Genomic DNA, 16,569 nt, shown 5'->3' with positions numbered 1-16,569 from the left:
CACAGGTACACGAGATGACCGACTGCAAAGTACGGTCTCCCAGGACTCGAGGTTAGACGGTTCGACAATCCGAACAGACCAGCTGACCGTTTGCGTCCCGGAGTTCCTCTGCGAGTGACCCACAGGTTTCACAGACACCTTGTGCGGTGTACTCGTCGCCCCCGTTTGTGACCAACCGTGCATCCCCGACAGGTTCGGTCGACATCGAGAGGGCATCACCGGCGGCCGGCTCCGGATTCCTCGGTTGCTCATCCGCGCGATTGGGGTTCACCGCAGCCTGGAACGAGCCGGCCGCAGCGATGATGTCTCGCTGGGTGACCACCCCAACCAGTTCGTCGTCGATCTCGACGACGACGTTGCGGATCGCCTCTCGAGACATCGTCGTTGCGACATCGGTCAGCGAGCGACTCGGTTCGACCGTGATCACTGGGGTCGTCATCACCGATTCGACGGTCGTTTCGGCCGGATCCGCTTCCTCGGCGACGACACCGAGGACATCCCACTCGGTCATGATTCCGACGGGGGACGACCCTCGAACGACGAGGACGCAACTCGCCCGTTCCTCGCGCATCAACTCTACGGTGTCGAGGACGGTGTCTGACTCACTGACACCGACGTATTCGGTCGTCAGGACGTCCCTGACCGACAGTTCTGATTCCATATGTGAACAATACCCACGGACGGGCTAAAAACTACTCCCACCATGCTTAAGCGAGTCCGTAGCGAATGTTTCCACTTCGAGTTTTCGGAGCCGTTACCACTCGAGTTCGACTCTCGTGCCGTCGGCGCGACAGGTCTCGAGCGCGTGTTTCGCGTCGTAGCCGGCGTCGTGAGCCGTCTTCCCGCGACCGACGCCGACCTGTAGCTCGACATCGACGGTCTCTTCGACGTGGTAGATCGCTTCCTCGTAGTCGCCCGCTTCGAGGTCCGGACAGACGACGATGACGTTGTCGCCGCCGACGAAAAACGAGAGGCTGTCGTGGGCATACCGCATGTGACGCATCAGTTCGGCGTACCCCTGTTCGATCTCGATGAACGTATCGAAGGCGTTGAGTTCGTCGGTGTAGGTTCCCGTCGCGTTGATGACGTCGAAGTGTGCGATCTGGACGTCTTCGGCGGTTCGGTCGGCGTCGTCGACTGTCACGCCCGTGAGACACTCACGTCGGTTCTCGTCCTGGGCGCTTCCGGCGTTCTGGACTCCTGTCGTCGCGTCGGCGAGTGCCTGTACGGGACTGGCGTCGGTTGCGACGCCGAGACTGAGCGTGACGGGATAGCGATTCCCAACCGACTCCTGTAAGAGTTCGTGATCCTCGAGCGTGAGACCGTTCGTCACGGCGATCATGTTGTCGAACCGTGTAAAGAAGGTGTAGCCGCCGTGATTGCCGACGAACTGAGAGATGTCGGCGAAGAGTCGAGATTGCATCGTCTGGAGATCGGCTTCCCGTCGCGGTTCGGGTGTCACCGTCCATGGCCCGTAGTTGTCGATCTGCACGAGCGTTACCTGCGTAGTAGTCACGGTAGCCGCCTCTTTCGAACGCCGTCGTATAAGTGATACGTAATCCAGATTCGTGATGGCCGTCCACGTCGGGACGCTGGCGACTCGGTCGGACCCTCGTATTGCCGCTAGCTGTTCATCCGCACACAGCAAAAACAGTGGGAAACGACAGAGTCGAGCTCAGGCGTGTTTCTTTTCCGGGTTTGCGCCTTTGGGGTGGTAGTCCCAGAACTCGCCCGCTCGCATCGCGGCGCCGACGGCCTTGTGCATGTCCAGAATCGTCTCGAACTCCTCGGAGTCGACGTACTCAAAGATGTCGCTCATGGCAACGACTTTCTGGTGGTTGACCCGAATTGGGTCGTCGCCGTGTTCACCAACGAACTCGTCGACATCCATCGGAAAGTCCTCCTCCTCGTCGACTTTGTCGGCGATGATCCGCATATCGTACTTACGCATCCCTTCACTGCCTTCCTCCCCGTCGGGATCGTGTGGCCAGTCGCTCATACCCTGACGTGTGTGGGGGTCCCGCAAAAGGGTTACTCTCCGCTCCCGACGGCGGCTACGCAGTCGCTGGTTCGACCGGTCCGCCACTGCTCTCTCATACGGTTTACTGTAAGTCGTTACCGCCGAAACCGCGACCCGTCTGCGGTTTCGCCGGTAAATCGTTACAGCAATCCGTATCAGTAGCACCCTCAAACTGACGACTGTCACGAAATTGACTGGCAGGCGTTTATGGATTTAATTATAATGCATTATCAACGCATATTGGTGACCAAATGTAGCCGTATATGGTCAATATAGATCTATTTGCGGACACAGTTACTTTTATTATTGAACGTACCGACTATCAACTGTCGTCGTGACACCGACTCGACGACGTATCGACGCTGGAACAATTACGAAGAGTGCCGGTGGATCACTCGTGCTCAACAGGCGTCTGCGGTTACTCGTGGCTGTGTGACCGCTCCGCCATTGTCCGACCGCTCTCGAGGCCTGCTATGGCCTCGATCCGCTTGTCTATTCTGTGAGCTGTCGATCTGCATAGAAGGCGACCGAAAAGTCCTGTGGACTCGGAATCGAACAGGCCAGCCACCCTATCGCAATCGCCATCGTCAGCGGGGCGTCCGTCGTGACGACGCCGACGCCGATCCCCCACCAGACCGGCACCGCGAGAACGAAGGGTGCAAGCGCCCCCACACGTAACACCCACGGCGACTCTTCGCCGGTCGGATACGGTCGAACGACGGCCCACGGATAGCTCGCGAGCAGTCCGCCGACCCCACCGGCGTGTCCTGGTGCGAACGAGATCGTATACTCGATCCCGGCGAGTCGAAGTACGACGGCGTGTGACCACTCGTGTGCCACCAATCCCACCGCGACGGCCAGCACGAGCCCGCAACCAGCAACCACCACGTCCATCCCGATCATACCCGATTCGGCGTTTCGCAGTCGGTCATACGGATTGCTGTAACGATTTACCGGCGCAACCGCCGTCCGGGTCGCGGTTGCGCCGGAAATGACTTACAGTAAACCGTATCAGTCCGCGGCCGATCTCTGCGAACGCATCCGACTCGAGCGGACCGATACGGGAGACGTGCCGGATTCACGTATCGTGCTATGAAGAGGGGTCGGTCAGACTGCCGAACAAAGGCGAGCGGACTGTGAACCGATGCGAACGGCCGTCGCCGGCGTCGACAGTCGGTGAGTCGCGCTGTTCGAGACCGCCGGTGGCGACGAGCATACATCTCAGCGAACGCTTAAGTAGTGTGGGATGGTATGTCGTCCCATGGAGTCCACCGATACGCTCGAGTTCGGTCACGAGGATCGGCAGGCGATCTACGAGTACGTCGAGCGCCACGGCGCGGTCGAGCCGGACGACGCCCAAGACCACCTGGGAATCAATCCGAGCGGGTTCAGACATCACGTCGCGATTCTGAAACGGGACGGTCAGCTCGAGGAGCGCGAGGGGACGCTGCGAGTAACGATCGACGCCGGCGCCGAAGAGGAGTACGTCTCCGAATCCCTCGAGTTTCACATCCGGCCAGCCAGACAGGAAGACCTTACGGGCATCGTCGGCGCGATCCGCCAGGTCGCAAGCGAAAAGACCTACATCGAAGCCGAGAGCGTCGCCGACGAGATCGACCACCAGGACACTCTTCTTCGGCACAACGAACTCGAGTCGCGGATGTTCTTCGTCGCGACCGTCGAGGACGAGGTGGTCGGCTGGGTCCATCTCTACGCGCCCGAACTCGAGAAACTGAGCCACACCGCCGAACTGACCGTCGGCGTCCTCGAGGAGTATCGCGGACACGGCATCGGTTCGCACCTGCTCGCTCGCGGCCTCGAGTGGGCCGGTGTCAACGGCTACGAGCGGGTTTACCAGAGCGTTCCCTCGACCAACGAGGAAGCGATCGCCTTCCTCGAGGAACACGACTGGGCGACCGAAGCGATTCGCGAGGATCACTACAAGCTAAACGGCCACTACGTCGACGAAGTGATGATGGCCGTCGATCTGTGATACGGTTTCCTGTCCGTCAGTTCCGGCCCAGCCGCGACCCGGGCGGCGGCTGGGCCGGGACATCGGGACAGTAATCCGTATCAGTCGTATTTTGTCGTGTGTTCGATGCGGTCGTCGCCTCGATTCGTTCCGTTCCTCGAGAGTCTCACCGTTGGCCGGGAAAATCCTCATTTTCGTCACGGCTGTAGCTTCCTCGAACGCCTGTGTGGTGTATTAGCATATATCGCCGCCGTAACCACTGGCGACCCGTCCATCAGAATCTATGAGCGAAACACCCCAACGAACGCGACCGAGCATCGACCCCGAGTACGACCATCGGCGGGATGACGGCGTCGACGAGGGCACACTCGCAGAGTTACTCGACGAGTATACGCTCCGTAGAGACGACCACGAGAACGCGCCGGCGTTCGTCATCCGTCCCGACGATGTCCAAGCAGTGCTCGAACTGCTCCGTGCGGAGGCGGGGTTCGACCATCTCTCGTGTCTCACGTCCCAGGAGTACGACGATCGGTACGAGTCGATCCTCCACCTGACGAAGTACGACCGTCGAACCCACGAAGTCTCGCTCGTCGTCCAGATGCCGCGGGACGAACCGGTTTGCCAGAGCGCCGAACCGGTGTTTCGAACCGCCGACTGGCACGAACGAGAGGCCTTCGACCTCGTCGGTATCGAGTACGACGACCATCCCGACCTGCGCCGGATTCTGCTACCCGAGTCCTGGCAGGGACATCCGCTTTCCCTCGAGTACGACCAGACGAAACCACAGGTTGTCCGGTACGCCGAACACGCGAACCCGCTCCAGGAGGATCAACACGATCCGGAATCGGACACGATGTTACTCAACATCGGTCCCCACCACCCGGCGACCCACGGCGTACTCCACCTGAAGGCGATACTGGACGGCGAAACGGTCGTCGACGTCGAACCCGACGTCGGCTATCTCCACCGGTGTGAGGAGCAGATGTGCCAGAACGGCACGTATCGCCACCAGATCATTCCCTACTCGAACCGATGGGATTACACGGCGAACCTGCCCAACGAGTGGGCCGTCGCCCGCGCGATCGAGGATATCGCCGGCCTCGAAGTCCCCGAGTACGCCCAGGTGCTGCGAACGATGGTGACCGAACTCGGACGCATGCTCGGCCACTTTCTCGCGCTCGGGACGTTCGCACTCGATGTCTACGGCGAGTTCACGGCGATCTTCCAGTACACGTTCCGCGACCGCGAGGTCGTCCAGGACATTCTCGAGGAACTGACCGGCCAGCGGATGATGTTCTACTACTTCCGGCTGGGTGGCGTCTGCTGGGATCTGCCCGAACCCCGCGAGGCGTTCATCGAACAGTGCCGGGACTTCCTCGACGAGCTCCCCGCAAAACTCGACGAGTACCACGACCTCGTCGTCACCAACGAGATTTTCCGCCTGCGAACAGTCGATACCGGCGTTCTCGAGCCCGAGGTCGCCAAATCCTACGGCTGTACCGGGCCGGTCGCACGCGGCTCGGGTGTCGACTACGATCTCCGGCGTGACGACCCCTACGGCTACTACGAGGAACTCGAGTGGGATGTCGTCACTGAGGATACCTGCGACAATCACGCGCGCGTCCTCGTCCGAATGCAAGAGGTCGAGGAGTCTGCCAAGATCGTCCAGCAGTGTCTCGACCTGCTCGAGGAGTGGCCCGAAGACGAACGAACCGTCCAGAGCAACGTGCCCCGAACGCTCAAACCCGACGCAGACGTCGAGACCTACCGCGCGGTCGAGTCGGCGAAAGGCGAGTTAGGGATCTACGTCCGCTCTGACGGCTCGAACTCGCCCGCCCGGTTCAAGATACGCAGCCCGTGTTTCCACAACCTTGCGGCGTTACCCGAGATGGCCGAAGACGAATACGTTCCCGACCTGATCGCCTCGCTTGGGAGTCTCGACATCGTTCTCGGGAGCGTCGATCGCTAGCGGTCGCCGGGTGGCTTCCCACTCGATCTCGAGCCACGCGTGGGCACTCACCAATCGATATACCCGGCAATATATGTCTTCATCACGGCTTTTCCGTCGCAGATAGAAGTAATATATTCCGCTATCGGCGACGGGATCGACAGGCATTAGGAACGCCGTTCCCGAGTCAGGACACATGCCGATCGATCGATGGCACACTCGTGTCGGAGCCGTGTTGGCCCAGTGGCACGCACTCGAACGCGACTGGCAAAGTGTCGTGGTCGGGGCAGTGATCGTCGCGCTGATCGTCGCCTTCGAAATACGGATTCCCTGGTGACGAATGGGCCTCACGCGGCTGTTGCCAGGGCTCGTCGTTCTCTGTCTTGGCGCCGTTCTCGCACGAGCGACGGCGGTCGGTGTCGGATTGAACCACCTGCTCGTCGCCATCGCACTCGGGTTCGTACTGACCAACGGGCTCGGCGTCCCCGACCGACTCGAGCCCGGTATCGCAACCCACAAGCTCTGGCTCGGCGCCGGCATCGTCCTCATGGGCGCGTCGTTGACCCTCGAGACGATACTCGAGGTCGGGGGACTTGTGCTGGTAGTCGTCGTCGCGGTCGCCGGCGCGACCATCCTGGTCGTCGAGTTGCTCTCGCGTACGGTCTTCGATCTGGGCGAGAGACTCGGTTCGTTGTTGGCGGCTGGAGCCGGCATCTGTGGCGTCTCGGCGGTCGTTGCGGTCGCCGGGGCGATCCGCGCACGGGAAGACCACATCGCGTACGCGGCGGCGACGGTGCTCCTGTTCGATGCGATAACGATCGTCGTCTATCCGATCGTCGGTGACGTGCTCGACCTCTCGGCGCTGGTCTTCGGTGTCTGGGCCGGCGTGAGCATGTTCTCGACGGGGCCGGTCGTCGCGGTCGGATTCGCTCACTCGGAGGGCGCCGGCCAGTGGGCGACGATGACGAAACTCGCGCGAAATGCGCTGATCGGCGTCGTCGTGCTCGTCTACGCGAGTTATTACGCTCGCGGCGCCACTGGTGGTCGACTGTCGGTTCGAACGCTGTGGGACGAGTTTCCCAAATTTATCCTCGGTTTTCTCGTGCTCGTTGGGATCGGTAGTCTCGGCGTGCTCTCCCCGGCCCAGCAGGCTGGTATCGAGAACGCCTACAACTGGCTGTTCGTGCTGGCATTCGTCGGGCTCGGAACCGAGATCAAGCTAGCGGAATTACGGAACACCGGCATCACACCCGCTGTCGTCGTCTTGCTGTCGTTGCTGTTGGCGAGCATACTGTCGCTTGCTGTGCTCACAGCACTCTTCTGATCGGCCGTCGTTCTCGAGACTGATATGTACAACGCAGGTAGGCGCAACAATTGCTGGTACGGGGTTGACGCGACTGTTCATCGGCCAAACGGCGGGTTTGCCGGCCACAGACGGCTCGACAACCGTGACGAGCGCTTCGACATCGGTTGGCCGACTCGAGAACGTATCGATAGAGCGGCCGATACAGGTGCCAAGAGTGGATATTTTGGCGATATCCTCGAGTTCGGGAAGCGCCCGTGTCCATTGATTGTGCTTATCACACGCGATGACGAGAGTTTTGCCGGATCCAGGTTGAAACACGGAGACTTGCAGGCTAACGAGCCGTTACAAGGGTCTAGCGTCTAGGGATGTTCGATAATGGAACGGAACTATTCGCGTCGTTCTGTCTTGGGAGTTGCGGGAGCAGGTGCTGTGGCTTCGCTTGCGGGCTGTATGTCGAGTAATGGCGGTGAGACCGTTCGCATCTCCGGTGGGGTCGGTCCGCTGCCGATGGTCGAGGTCTGGGCGGACATGTACGAAGACGACGCCGACGTGTCGTTCGACATCTCCGGCGGGGGGACCGGCGTCGGCGTCTCTGACGTGCTCAACGACCAGGTCGACATCGCGATGATGGGCCGGGAACCCGAAGACGAAGAGATCGAGCAGGGCCTGTTCGCCGTCCCGATGCTCATCGACACCGTGGTCGCGACGGTCAACGTCGACAACCCCGTCCTCGAGGAGCTGCAGGAAACTGGCCTGAGCCGCGAGGAGATGGAAGCGATCTTCACGAAAGAGATCACGAACTGGGGCGAGGTCGTCGACGCCGATGTCGACGAGGAGATCACCGTCTACGGCCGATCGGACGCCTCCGCGGCGTACAAGCAGTGGGGCGACTTCCTCGCCGGCGAGGGCGACGCCTACACCGAAACCGAACTCGAAAATCTCTCGGACGGCAACCACAACGGCGACCAGCCGGTCGCAGAAGCCGTCGGCAGCAACGAAAATGCCATCTCGCTGAACAACATCAACTACGTCTACGATCTCTCGAGCGGCGAACTCGAGGGGAACATTCGTCCGGTACCACTCGACATCGATGGCGACGGGCTCTCCGAGGACGAGGACTTCTACGAGACGCGAGCGGAGTTCCTCGAGGCCGTCGAGGCGGGGATCTACCCCGCGCCGCCTGCTCGAGAGATGTTCCTCGCTTCGAACGGCGACTTCGAGGCGGATGCACAGGGATTCGTCGAGTGGGTGCTCACCGACGGCCAGCAGTACGTCCGCGACAACGGCTACGTCCCGCTCGACGGCGATCGACTCGAGGAAGCCCAGGACAACCTGGAGGAGGGCCCCTGAGCTGACAGATGAGCGAATCGATAGAATCGACGGAATCGAACACAAAGCGATCCCGGATCGGTCGTCGGCTTCGTATCGAACGTCTGAGTAGTTACTGGCTCGGCGGCGCCGGCTACTTCGCGATCGCACTCTTCGTCCTGATCGTCCTGACACTGCTCTATCAGTCCGCACCGTTGCTGTCGGAGTACTCCATCGTCCAGATGCTGACCTCCTCGAACTGGGATCCGGCCCAGAACGAGTTCGGGTTCATGCCGGCGATCGTCGGCACGATCTACGTCACCGTCCTCTCGATGGCGATGGGAACGCCGATCGCAATCTTCGCCGCGATCTACATCGCCGAGTACGCCGAGGGACGGGCAAAGACCCTCATCGGCTCGTTTATCGACGTGCTCGCAGCGATTCCGAGCGTCATCTTCGGACTCGTCGCGCTGATCGTCGTCGTCCCATTCGTCGGCGACTATCTGGCGCCCGCGGTCGGCTCGAGTGCGACCGGGCTCGGGATCTTTACCGTCAGTCTGGTGATGGCGATCGTCGTCACGCCGTTTATGATCTCGTTGTCAGTAGAGTCGCTCGAGGCCTTGCCCGACGAACTCCGGGAGAGCTCACTCGGCGTCGGCGCGACGAAGTGGGAGACGATCAGGATCGTGCTCCTGCGAGCGGCCGGCCCGGGGATCTTCTCGGCGATCTTGCTGGGCTTCGGTCGGGTCTTCGGTGCAACGATCGTCCCGGCGATGCTTATCGGCGGCCAGACCCAACTGCCTGACTCGCCGTTCGCGACGGGCCAGACGTTGCCGACGCTGATCGTCAACGACTTCGGCGAACTGATGAGCTTGCCGCTGACCCAGTCGGCGCTGATCTTCGTCGGCCTGATGCTGGTCGTCGTCGTCTGGCTGTTCAACTTCGGCGCGATGCTCGTCCGCAGTCGACTCCAACGGAGGTGGCAGTACTGATGGACCGCTACGCCAAACAACGACTCTTCAGCGCGCTCGCCAAAGGATCCGCCGCGCTCGTCGTCGCGGTGATGATCCTCGTCGTCGCGGTGACGATCGTCAGAGGCGGCGTCGTCTTCCTGACAGATCCGGCGATCGCGTTTACGCCGCCCGGATCGCGATACATGTTAGAGGGTGACGGCGGCTTCCTGCACGCCGTGTTGGGGAGCGTCTTCATCGTCGGTCCCGCGACGCTCGTCTCGATGACGCTCGCCGTCTCGACGGCGATCTACCTCCAGAGCGACTACTCGAGCGAACGGTTTTCCGATGTCGTGAACATGTTCCTCAACGTGCTCTGGGGGACCCCGCCGATCGTCTACGGGGTGTTCGTCCTGACGGTCATCATCGCAGTTGGGGCCCAGACGAGCCTGTTCTTCGGGATCGTCGCCATCGCGATCTTCCAGTATCCGATCATGACACGCTACACCGACGAGGCGCTGCGATCGGCGCCCGACACGGTCAGGGAGGCGACCTACGGCCTCGGTGCGACCCGCTTCGAGACCGCGATCATGACCGTTCGCGCGGCGCTACCGGGCGTCATCGCGGGAGTCATCATGGGCTTTGCCCGCGGGATCGGTGACGCCGCAACGGTACTCTTTACCGCCGGCCGCTCGACGAACATGCCAGGCGGGCTGTTCGAACCCTCGACGACCCTGCCGGTGCTGATCTTTGATCAGGCGATGTCGTTCAACGCCGAAGTCCGATCCCACGCCTACGCGGCGGCGTTCGTCCTCATCGTCGTCGTGCTCGGGCTGATCCTGGCCTCGAAGATCCTCGCCGGCCGCTACGCCAGATACACCCCAGGAGGACGCCACTCATGACAGACGCTGTACTCACCACCGACGAACTCGCCGTAACGTACACCGGCAACCGCGAAGTCGAGGCGCTCAAAGGCGTCTCCCTCGAGTTTCCGGAAAATCAGTTGACCGCCATCATCGGTCCCTCCGGCTGTGGGAAATCGACCCTGTTGAAGTCGCTGAACCGACTGCACGAGATCCAGCCAAACGTCGACATTGCCGGCAATGTCGTCCTCGGCGATCAGTCGATCTACAACACCGACGAACCGACGCCCGAACTCCGGAAACGGATCGGCTACGTTCCACAGACGCCGACGGCGCTGCCGCTGTCGATCTACGAGAACGTCGCCTACGGGCTGAAGATCCACGGCGAGTACGATTCGAAGGCCGAACTCGACGACCAGGTCGAACACTACCTCCGCAAGGTCAATCTCTGGGACGAGGTCGAGGACCGACTCGAGACGCCCGGTGCGGAGCTTTCGACCGGCCAGATTCAGCGACTCTGTCTCGCTCGCTCGCTGGCCGTCGAGCCCGAGGTCCTGCTATGTGACGAGGTCACCTCCGCACTCGATCCCATCTCGGCCGAGCAGGTCGAGGCGACCCTCGAAGAGCTCAAGGCGGAGTACACGATCGTCATGGTTACCCATAGCATGGATCAGGCAAAACGACTCGCCGACACCGTGGTCTTTCTCTATCTGGGGGAACTCGTCGAGACCAACGATACCCAGTCGTTCTTCGAGAACCCCCAACACGAGCGCACACAGGAGTTCGTGAAGGGCCACACCGCCGTCGAGTACGCCGACACCGAGTCCGAATCCGACGCCAACGCCGGTGAACCAGTCGCTCCGAACCGCTGAGCGGACCGTCGGGAGACAGCCCGACTCCGAACAATTTTATGCGCCGTCTTCGACCCTTCGAGATATGTCCAACGGCACGTTCGACGGCTATGGCGGGAGACACGTTCCGGAACCGCTGCTCGAGCCACTCGAGCAACTTGCAGGCGCCTACGACGATATCGCAACCGACGACGAGTTCCAGACCGACCTTCGAGGGCTGCTCGAGGCGTTCGCCGGTCGACCGACGCCGCTGTACCACGCGTCCAATCTGAGCGAGCGCTACGACGCCGAGATCTACCTCAAACGCGAGGACCTGCTGCATGGCGGGGCCCACAAGATCAACAACGCGCTCGGACAGGCGCTACTGGCCAAACGCGCCGGCCGCGATCGGCTCATCGCCGAGACCGGGGCGGGTCAACACGGCACCGCGACCGCGATGGTCGGGGCCCTACTCGACCTCGAGACGGAGATCTACATGGGAAAGAAGGATGTCGAGCGCCAGGAGATGAACGTCTTCCGGATGCGCCTGATGGGCGCCGAGGTCAACGAAGTCACCCGCGGCGGTGAGGGGCTAGCCGACGCCGTCGACGCCGCCTTAGAGGACTTCGCAAAGAACGTCGACGATACACACTACCTCGTCGGCAGCGTCGTCGGCCCGGATCCGTTCCCGCGGATGGTCCGTGACTTCCAGTCGGTCATCGGCGAGGAAGCCCGCGAGCAGATCCGGGAGCGAACCGGGGAGCTCCCGGATGCCGCGGTCGCCTGCGTCGGTGGCGGATCGAACGCTATCGGGCTCTTTCACGCCTTCCGGGAGGATGACGTGGCGTTCTACGGTGCCGAAGGCGGCGGCGACGGCGCCGACTCGAGCAAACACGCCGCGCCGCTGGCAAACGGGACGGACGACGTTATCCACGGCATGAAAACGCGCGTCATCGACAACGACGTCGATGTCCACTCCGTCTCTGCGGGACTGGACTACCCCGGCGTCGGCCCCGAGCACGCCATGTTCCGGGCTGTCGGTCGCTGTGAGTACCAGGGCGTCACCGACGAGGAAGCGCTGGCGGCCTTCCGCGAACTGAGCGAGACGGAAGGCATCATTCCGGCCCTCGAGTCCAGTCACGCCATCGCGCGGGCGATCCAACTCGCCGAAGACGGCGAACACGAGACGATTCTGGTAAATCTCTCCGGCCGTGGTGACAAGGATATGGAGACGGCCGCCTCGAAATTCGAGCTATAGCATCGCACAGCGACGCTATAGTGCGTCTCGAACGCGATCAGCGAGGGTTGTAGCCACGTCGTGATCGAGCCCGCGTCGCGACAGCGCGAGCGCGACATCGTCGTCCTCGAACCGTGGGACGAGGTGGACGTGGGCGTGTTCGACGCTTCCGACGAGCGGGCCGGCGGTGTGAAAGACGCTGAACCCATCCGGCTCGAGCGCTCGCTCGAGGGCGTCCGAGACGGTTCGAGTCGTCTCGAAGATGGCACGGGCGGTCTCGTCGTCGCCCGTCAGCACTCGCTCTTCGTGAACGCGTGGAACGACGAGCGTGTGTCCCTCGGCGGCCGGGCTCTCGTCGAGAAACGCGACCGTTTGTTCGTCCTCGTAGAGGACGTATGCGTCCCTCTCGTCGGCGGCGATCTGACAAAATGTACACGTCTCGCTCATACTCGATGCCTCGTGCGAGCCCGTATATAAGTGTACCGTCGCTGAAACGTCACAGCAAGCCGCCCGAATCCTGCAGCGTTCGATACATCGTTAGATACCGATCCCGAACGACCGTCTCGTCGTAGGGTTCGAATCGGTCGTCGAACTCGCGGTGTTCTAAGTCGCCAGCGTTGACGATTGCATCCGCAAGTTCCGCTTCGCTGGTGGTCCGAAAGCCTCGGTCCCAGCCTTCGACGAGTTCGTGGGCGCTCGAGTCGGCGTGATATTCGACGATGCCGACACAGCCGGCCGCGAGCGCCCACAGCATCTCCGTCGGAAAGACGCAGTGTTCAGCGGTCTGGGCGAAGACGTGCGCCCCGCGATAGATTTCGAGACGCCCCTCGAGCGAGCAGTCCCCGGCGAAGGTGAGCCGATCGTCGATCCGGAGATCGCTCGCGAGGCGTTCGTAGGTTGCCCGCTCCGGGCCGTCACCCACGACTGTGGCCTGCCACTCGCGGGTCCGCAGTTCGGCGAGCGCCAGAAACAGACTCTCGAGGTTGGCGTCGGCGTCGAGACGACGCGCGTAGACGACCTCGACCGGATCGGCGGGCTCGACGGTTCGAACGCGCTCACAGTCGATCGGGTTCGGGACGACATCGATACTGTCGATCTCCGCACCGCGTTCGCGGACCCAGGTCGCGACGAGTTCGGAGGGGACGACGATTCGATCGGCCCACTTCGCCGCCCGACGCGGCCACCGGCCCTCGTCGATCCCCCCGTCGCCGTACCACTCGAGGACGGTCGGCGCGCGAGCGAGTGTCCCACCCCAAGACGCCGCAAACACCTGTTTCGGCCACACTGCACCGACGTGGATCACGTCCGGTTTTGTGGCTGCGAGGACGAACGGCAGACGAACCAGAAACGACGCGCGAGCGTCGAGACCGACGGAAACGCCGTGGTACGTAATTCCGTTGCGCTGAATCTTCGAGCGCTCGCCCTCCCAGAATTGGGCACAGAAGACCTCGATGTCGTGACCCTGGTCGCGGAACAACTCGAGGATCGTCTGCAGTCGCCGGTTCGTCTCGGAGTCCTCGTGATGGACCGTTTCGAACGAGACGAAGGCGATTCGCATATGCTCTCGAGATGAAGCCGCGGGATAAAAAGTCACTTCTTTCCGCTTTCTACTGTCCCGCCTTCTACTGTCCCGCCCGGAACACTGGTACGGATTGTTGTAGCGTTTTACCGGTGATCACCCGGACGGGGTCGGCGATCACCGGTAAAGAACTACAACGGTCCGTATGAATCGGTCCTCGGGCGACGAGGCCGCTCGAGGACTCGAGTCGGGGGGCTAGTGCTTCTTGTGGTCGTTCTCGTAGCTTTCGTCGTGCTTCTTTCCGTCGTTCTTGTCGTCGTGTTCGTCCTTACCGTCGTCCTTCGTATCGTCTTGGGTTTCTCCGTCTTTCTTGCCGTCGTCGTCCTTGTCGGTGTCCTCCTTGTCGTCGTCGTGCTTCCCGTCAGTGTCTTCGTGTTTCTCTTTCTTGGCGTCGTGGTCGACCGTTTCGTCCGCTTTCTCGTCCGTCTCGAGTGGATCGGTGTCCGTCTTGTCCGCGTGTTTGTCGTCGGTGGCTGCCACGTCACCGTCGGTCGTCTCATCGTGGTCGTCGACGACGGTCAGGAAGATCGGTGCCGACTCCTCGGTCGCGTCACACTCGAGGGTGAGTTCGACGTGGCCTGCGTCGGTTCGGTCGAAGGCGTCGTCGTCCTCGTCGTAAACGATGCCGATCTCGGTTTCGTCGATCGCTGCCGAGAGGTCGTAAGTACCGTCTTGCAAGCCGATGATGGCGACCGTCTCGTCACCGGGAACCGTCGCCGTGAGCGTCTGGACCGTCTCGGTGCCCGAGGCCGTCGCCTGACTCGAGGTCTGGACTTGCGTCGAGATCTGGCCGTCGCTCTGGACCGACAGCGACGGATCGTCGCTCGCCCAGGCGATCGCTACCGACGCCGCCTCGTCGTTCGGGTTCTCGATCTCGAGGAGGCTGCCCTCCTTCTCGTCACAGTCGGCCGTGAGGATCAACTGTTCGTACGCCTCGTCTGCCGGTGCGTAGCCGTCGTCGCCCGAGGAGGATGCCAATGCGCCCGTCGCTCCGACCGTCAGCCCGACGGCGACCAGCACCACGAGAAGCGCTACGAGTACCGATTTCGGTTCGGTTACGCCCGCTGTTCCCCACTGTAGATCCGTCGGCGAGTTGTCTCTCATAGGTTCTGCGAACCAGCTAGACGCGACAGTCATGCTTTGTTATGCGCGCCAGACAACGAGGGCAACCGACGGCTGGCGATCGGCGTCGCTCGAGCGCGACCGACTCTGGTGGCGCCTCGCGTTCGACGCCTCGAGTGGACTACGGCGGCGGCAAGGCGCCATTGATCGCACTGAAACGGTCGCGCTCCTCGCGTTCGAACCTATCGTAGCCACTGCACGTCACTGCACACCTGATCGCACGAAAGCTGTACGACCAGTGTGTACATCGTTGCGGTTGGTCCTATAGGTCGAGTGTGTGGCTGTCGCCACGGCGTTACCGACATCACCGTCGGGACTGCTGGTGTTGTGAGCGACGTTGCAGCGAGAGTGCCGATGTGAGGACAGTGGGGACGTGGCGAGCGTGTCGATGCGAGCGCTGGAGATCAGTCCTCGACGTCGAGTTCGACCAACTCCAGCGAGCGATCGAGATGACAGATATCGTGTGGTGGTTCGCCGACGATGTTTCGAATGCGATACTCTTCCTCGAGGGAGACCCCTTCGGGTTCGCAGTACTTGTGGCTCGGACACTCGACGTAGGGACAGCTGCCCGGCAGACTCGTTTTGCTCCCGGCGAAAGCACCCTTCGATGTAATGTTTGCACGGACGGGGACGGGTTCGACTTCGACGGCACGGACGCCTTCGTCGTGCATTGCACACTCGAGTGTCTGGGCGTTTTCACGGACTCCGGTCACCCGGTATTTCGTGTCGGGCTCGAGGTTGAGACACTGGCTTCGATAGGGACAGCCGGCACAGCCGTCGGCTTCTCCCTGGTAGACGAATTCGGTCCCGGGCTCGGCCAGTCGGGACCCGATGAGCGTCACGGTCGACATGCTGCGGTGTAGCAGCTACCGGCGGTTAAGCCTCACGCGTCTCGGTATCGAGTTCGTCCCGGCCAGTGAGTTCGTCTAACTGCTCGAGATACGGCTCTCGAGGAACTTGGTAGGCACCACGATAGTCGATCTCCCCGGCGCCGAATCGGTCGGCGAGTGTCATCGCGTCCGCGAGCGCGTCCGCTCGCGTAGAAAACTGACGACCCGTCTCGAGGGGGACCTCGGGTTCGGCATAGAGGGTGACGAACCAGTCGCTGGTGGCGGTCGTATCGGTCGGGTTGCGCCCGGGTCGTCGGGTCCGCTTGCCGTGGGTGACGTACAACGTGGGGAGACAGGGCGCTGGAAACGCCCCCGCGTCGAAGATGTCGGGACGGTACGCGAGGACGAGTCGGCCGTCGTCACCCTCGTTCCACAGTTCCCATCCTGCCGGTAACTCGCTCGGATCGACCATACCGAGCCATAGCGTCGGGACCCCTAATACGGTTTCCTGTCCGTCAGTTCCGGCCCAGCCGCGACCCGGGCGGCGGCTGGGCCGGGACATCGGTACAGGAATCCGTATAAATAACCGTTGCCCGCGGACGGA

At 62.0% G+C, this 16,569-nt stretch carries 18 protein-coding genes; 9 read left to right on the top strand and 9 right to left on the bottom strand.

Going from position 1 to position 16,569, the window contains the following annotated elements; all coding sequences use genetic code 11:
- Positions 1-52: 52 nt before the first annotated feature.
- From D8Y22_RS03095 to D8Y22_RS03080, 4 genes are all read right to left on the bottom strand, one after another.
- Positions 53-661, bottom strand: coding sequence for a CBS domain-containing protein (locus D8Y22_RS03095; RefSeq protein WP_141463254.1), 609 nt, complete (start codon positions 659-661; stop codon positions 53-55).
- Between the two features lie 93 nt (positions 662-754).
- Entirely contained in the window at positions 755-1,516 is a 762-nt protein-coding gene (locus D8Y22_RS03090; RefSeq protein WP_141463253.1) for a GTP cyclohydrolase III, read from the bottom strand.
- A 159-nt stretch (positions 1,517-1,675) separates the two neighbouring features.
- Positions 1,676-1,999: a DUF5785 family protein gene (locus D8Y22_RS03085; RefSeq protein ID WP_141463252.1), complete on the bottom strand. Its 324-nt coding sequence runs from the start codon at positions 1,997-1,999 to the stop codon at positions 1,676-1,678.
- Positions 2,000-2,512: 513 nt separating this feature from the next.
- A complete protein-coding gene (locus D8Y22_RS03080) occupies positions 2,513-2,923 on the bottom strand; it encodes a hypothetical protein (RefSeq protein ID WP_141463251.1) in 411 nt (136 codons plus the stop codon).
- A gap of 358 nt (positions 2,924-3,281) precedes the next feature.
- On the opposite strand from D8Y22_RS03080, the gene D8Y22_RS03075 reads away from it, so the two are divergent.
- The 9 genes from D8Y22_RS03075 (at position 3,282) to trpB (ending at position 12,455) form a co-directional block, all read left to right on the top strand.
- Positions 3,282-4,013 (top strand): GNAT family N-acetyltransferase, encoded by a 732-nt coding sequence (locus tag D8Y22_RS03075; protein WP_141463250.1) that lies wholly within the window; start codon positions 3,282-3,284, stop codon positions 4,011-4,013.
- Positions 4,014-4,275: 262 nt separating this feature from the next.
- Positions 4,276-5,961: an NADH-quinone oxidoreductase subunit D gene (locus D8Y22_RS03070; RefSeq protein ID WP_141463249.1), complete on the top strand. Its 1,686-nt coding sequence runs from the start codon at positions 4,276-4,278 to the stop codon at positions 5,959-5,961.
- A gap of 175 nt (positions 5,962-6,136) precedes the next feature.
- Positions 6,137-6,277: a hypothetical protein gene (locus D8Y22_RS22195; RefSeq protein WP_174811735.1), complete on the top strand. Its 141-nt coding sequence runs from the start codon at positions 6,137-6,139 to the stop codon at positions 6,275-6,277.
- A 3-nt stretch (positions 6,278-6,280) separates the two neighbouring features.
- Positions 6,281-7,264: a YeiH family protein gene (locus tag D8Y22_RS03065; protein WP_141463248.1), complete on the top strand. Its 984-nt coding sequence runs from the start codon at positions 6,281-6,283 to the stop codon at positions 7,262-7,264.
- A gap of 357 nt (positions 7,265-7,621) precedes the next feature.
- Complete coding sequence (locus tag D8Y22_RS03060; RefSeq protein WP_174811734.1) at positions 7,622-8,596, top strand: PstS family phosphate ABC transporter substrate-binding protein; 975 nt, start codon at positions 7,622-7,624, stop codon at positions 8,594-8,596.
- Positions 8,597-8,604: 8 nt separating this feature from the next.
- On the top strand, positions 8,605-9,546 hold the full coding sequence (gene pstC, locus D8Y22_RS03055; RefSeq protein ID WP_141463246.1) for a phosphate ABC transporter permease subunit PstC: 942 nt from the start codon (positions 8,605-8,607) through the stop codon (positions 9,544-9,546).
- Complete coding sequence (locus D8Y22_RS03050) at positions 9,546-10,406, top strand: PstA family ABC transporter permease (protein ID WP_141463245.1); 861 nt, start codon at positions 9,546-9,548, stop codon at positions 10,404-10,406. The genes pstC and D8Y22_RS03050 overlap by 1 nt, the downstream gene beginning before the upstream one ends.
- Positions 10,403-11,239, top strand: coding sequence for a phosphate ABC transporter ATP-binding protein (locus D8Y22_RS03045; protein WP_141463244.1), 837 nt, complete (start codon positions 10,403-10,405; stop codon positions 11,237-11,239). The genes D8Y22_RS03050 and D8Y22_RS03045 overlap by 4 nt, the downstream gene beginning before the upstream one ends.
- A 64-nt stretch (positions 11,240-11,303) precedes the next feature.
- Complete coding sequence (gene trpB, locus D8Y22_RS03040) at positions 11,304-12,455, top strand: tryptophan synthase subunit beta (RefSeq protein ID WP_141463243.1); 1,152 nt, start codon at positions 11,304-11,306, stop codon at positions 12,453-12,455.
- 15 nt (positions 12,456-12,470) lie between these two features.
- Here the strand turns inward: trpB and D8Y22_RS03035 are convergent, their stop codons facing one another.
- From D8Y22_RS03035 to D8Y22_RS03015, 5 genes are all read right to left on the bottom strand, one after another.
- Entirely contained in the window at positions 12,471-12,881 is a 411-nt protein-coding gene (locus tag D8Y22_RS03035; protein ID WP_141463242.1) for an HIT family protein, read from the bottom strand.
- A gap of 49 nt (positions 12,882-12,930) precedes the next feature.
- A complete protein-coding gene (locus D8Y22_RS03030) occupies positions 12,931-13,992 on the bottom strand; it encodes a glycosyltransferase family 4 protein (RefSeq protein ID WP_141463241.1) in 1,062 nt (353 codons plus the stop codon).
- Between the two features lie 216 nt (positions 13,993-14,208).
- Entirely contained in the window at positions 14,209-15,117 is a 909-nt protein-coding gene (locus D8Y22_RS03025; RefSeq protein WP_141463240.1) for a hypothetical protein, read from the bottom strand.
- 422 nt (positions 15,118-15,539) lie between these two features.
- A complete protein-coding gene (locus D8Y22_RS03020; RefSeq protein ID WP_141463239.1) occupies positions 15,540-15,986 on the bottom strand; it encodes a UPF0179 family protein in 447 nt (148 codons plus the stop codon).
- 25 nt (positions 15,987-16,011) lie between these two features.
- Positions 16,012-16,437, bottom strand: coding sequence for a DUF5820 family protein (locus D8Y22_RS03015; protein ID WP_141463238.1), 426 nt, complete (start codon positions 16,435-16,437; stop codon positions 16,012-16,014).
- Positions 16,438-16,569 lie beyond the last annotated feature (132 nt).

Source organism: Salinadaptatus halalkaliphilus (genome assembly GCF_006543045.1).
GTDB classification, from domain to species: Archaea; Halobacteriota; Halobacteria; order Halobacteriales; family Natrialbaceae; genus Salinadaptatus; species Salinadaptatus halalkaliphilus.
Note: the sequence above shows the minus strand (reverse complement) of the source record. Positions and strands in the feature narration are given on the sequence as shown.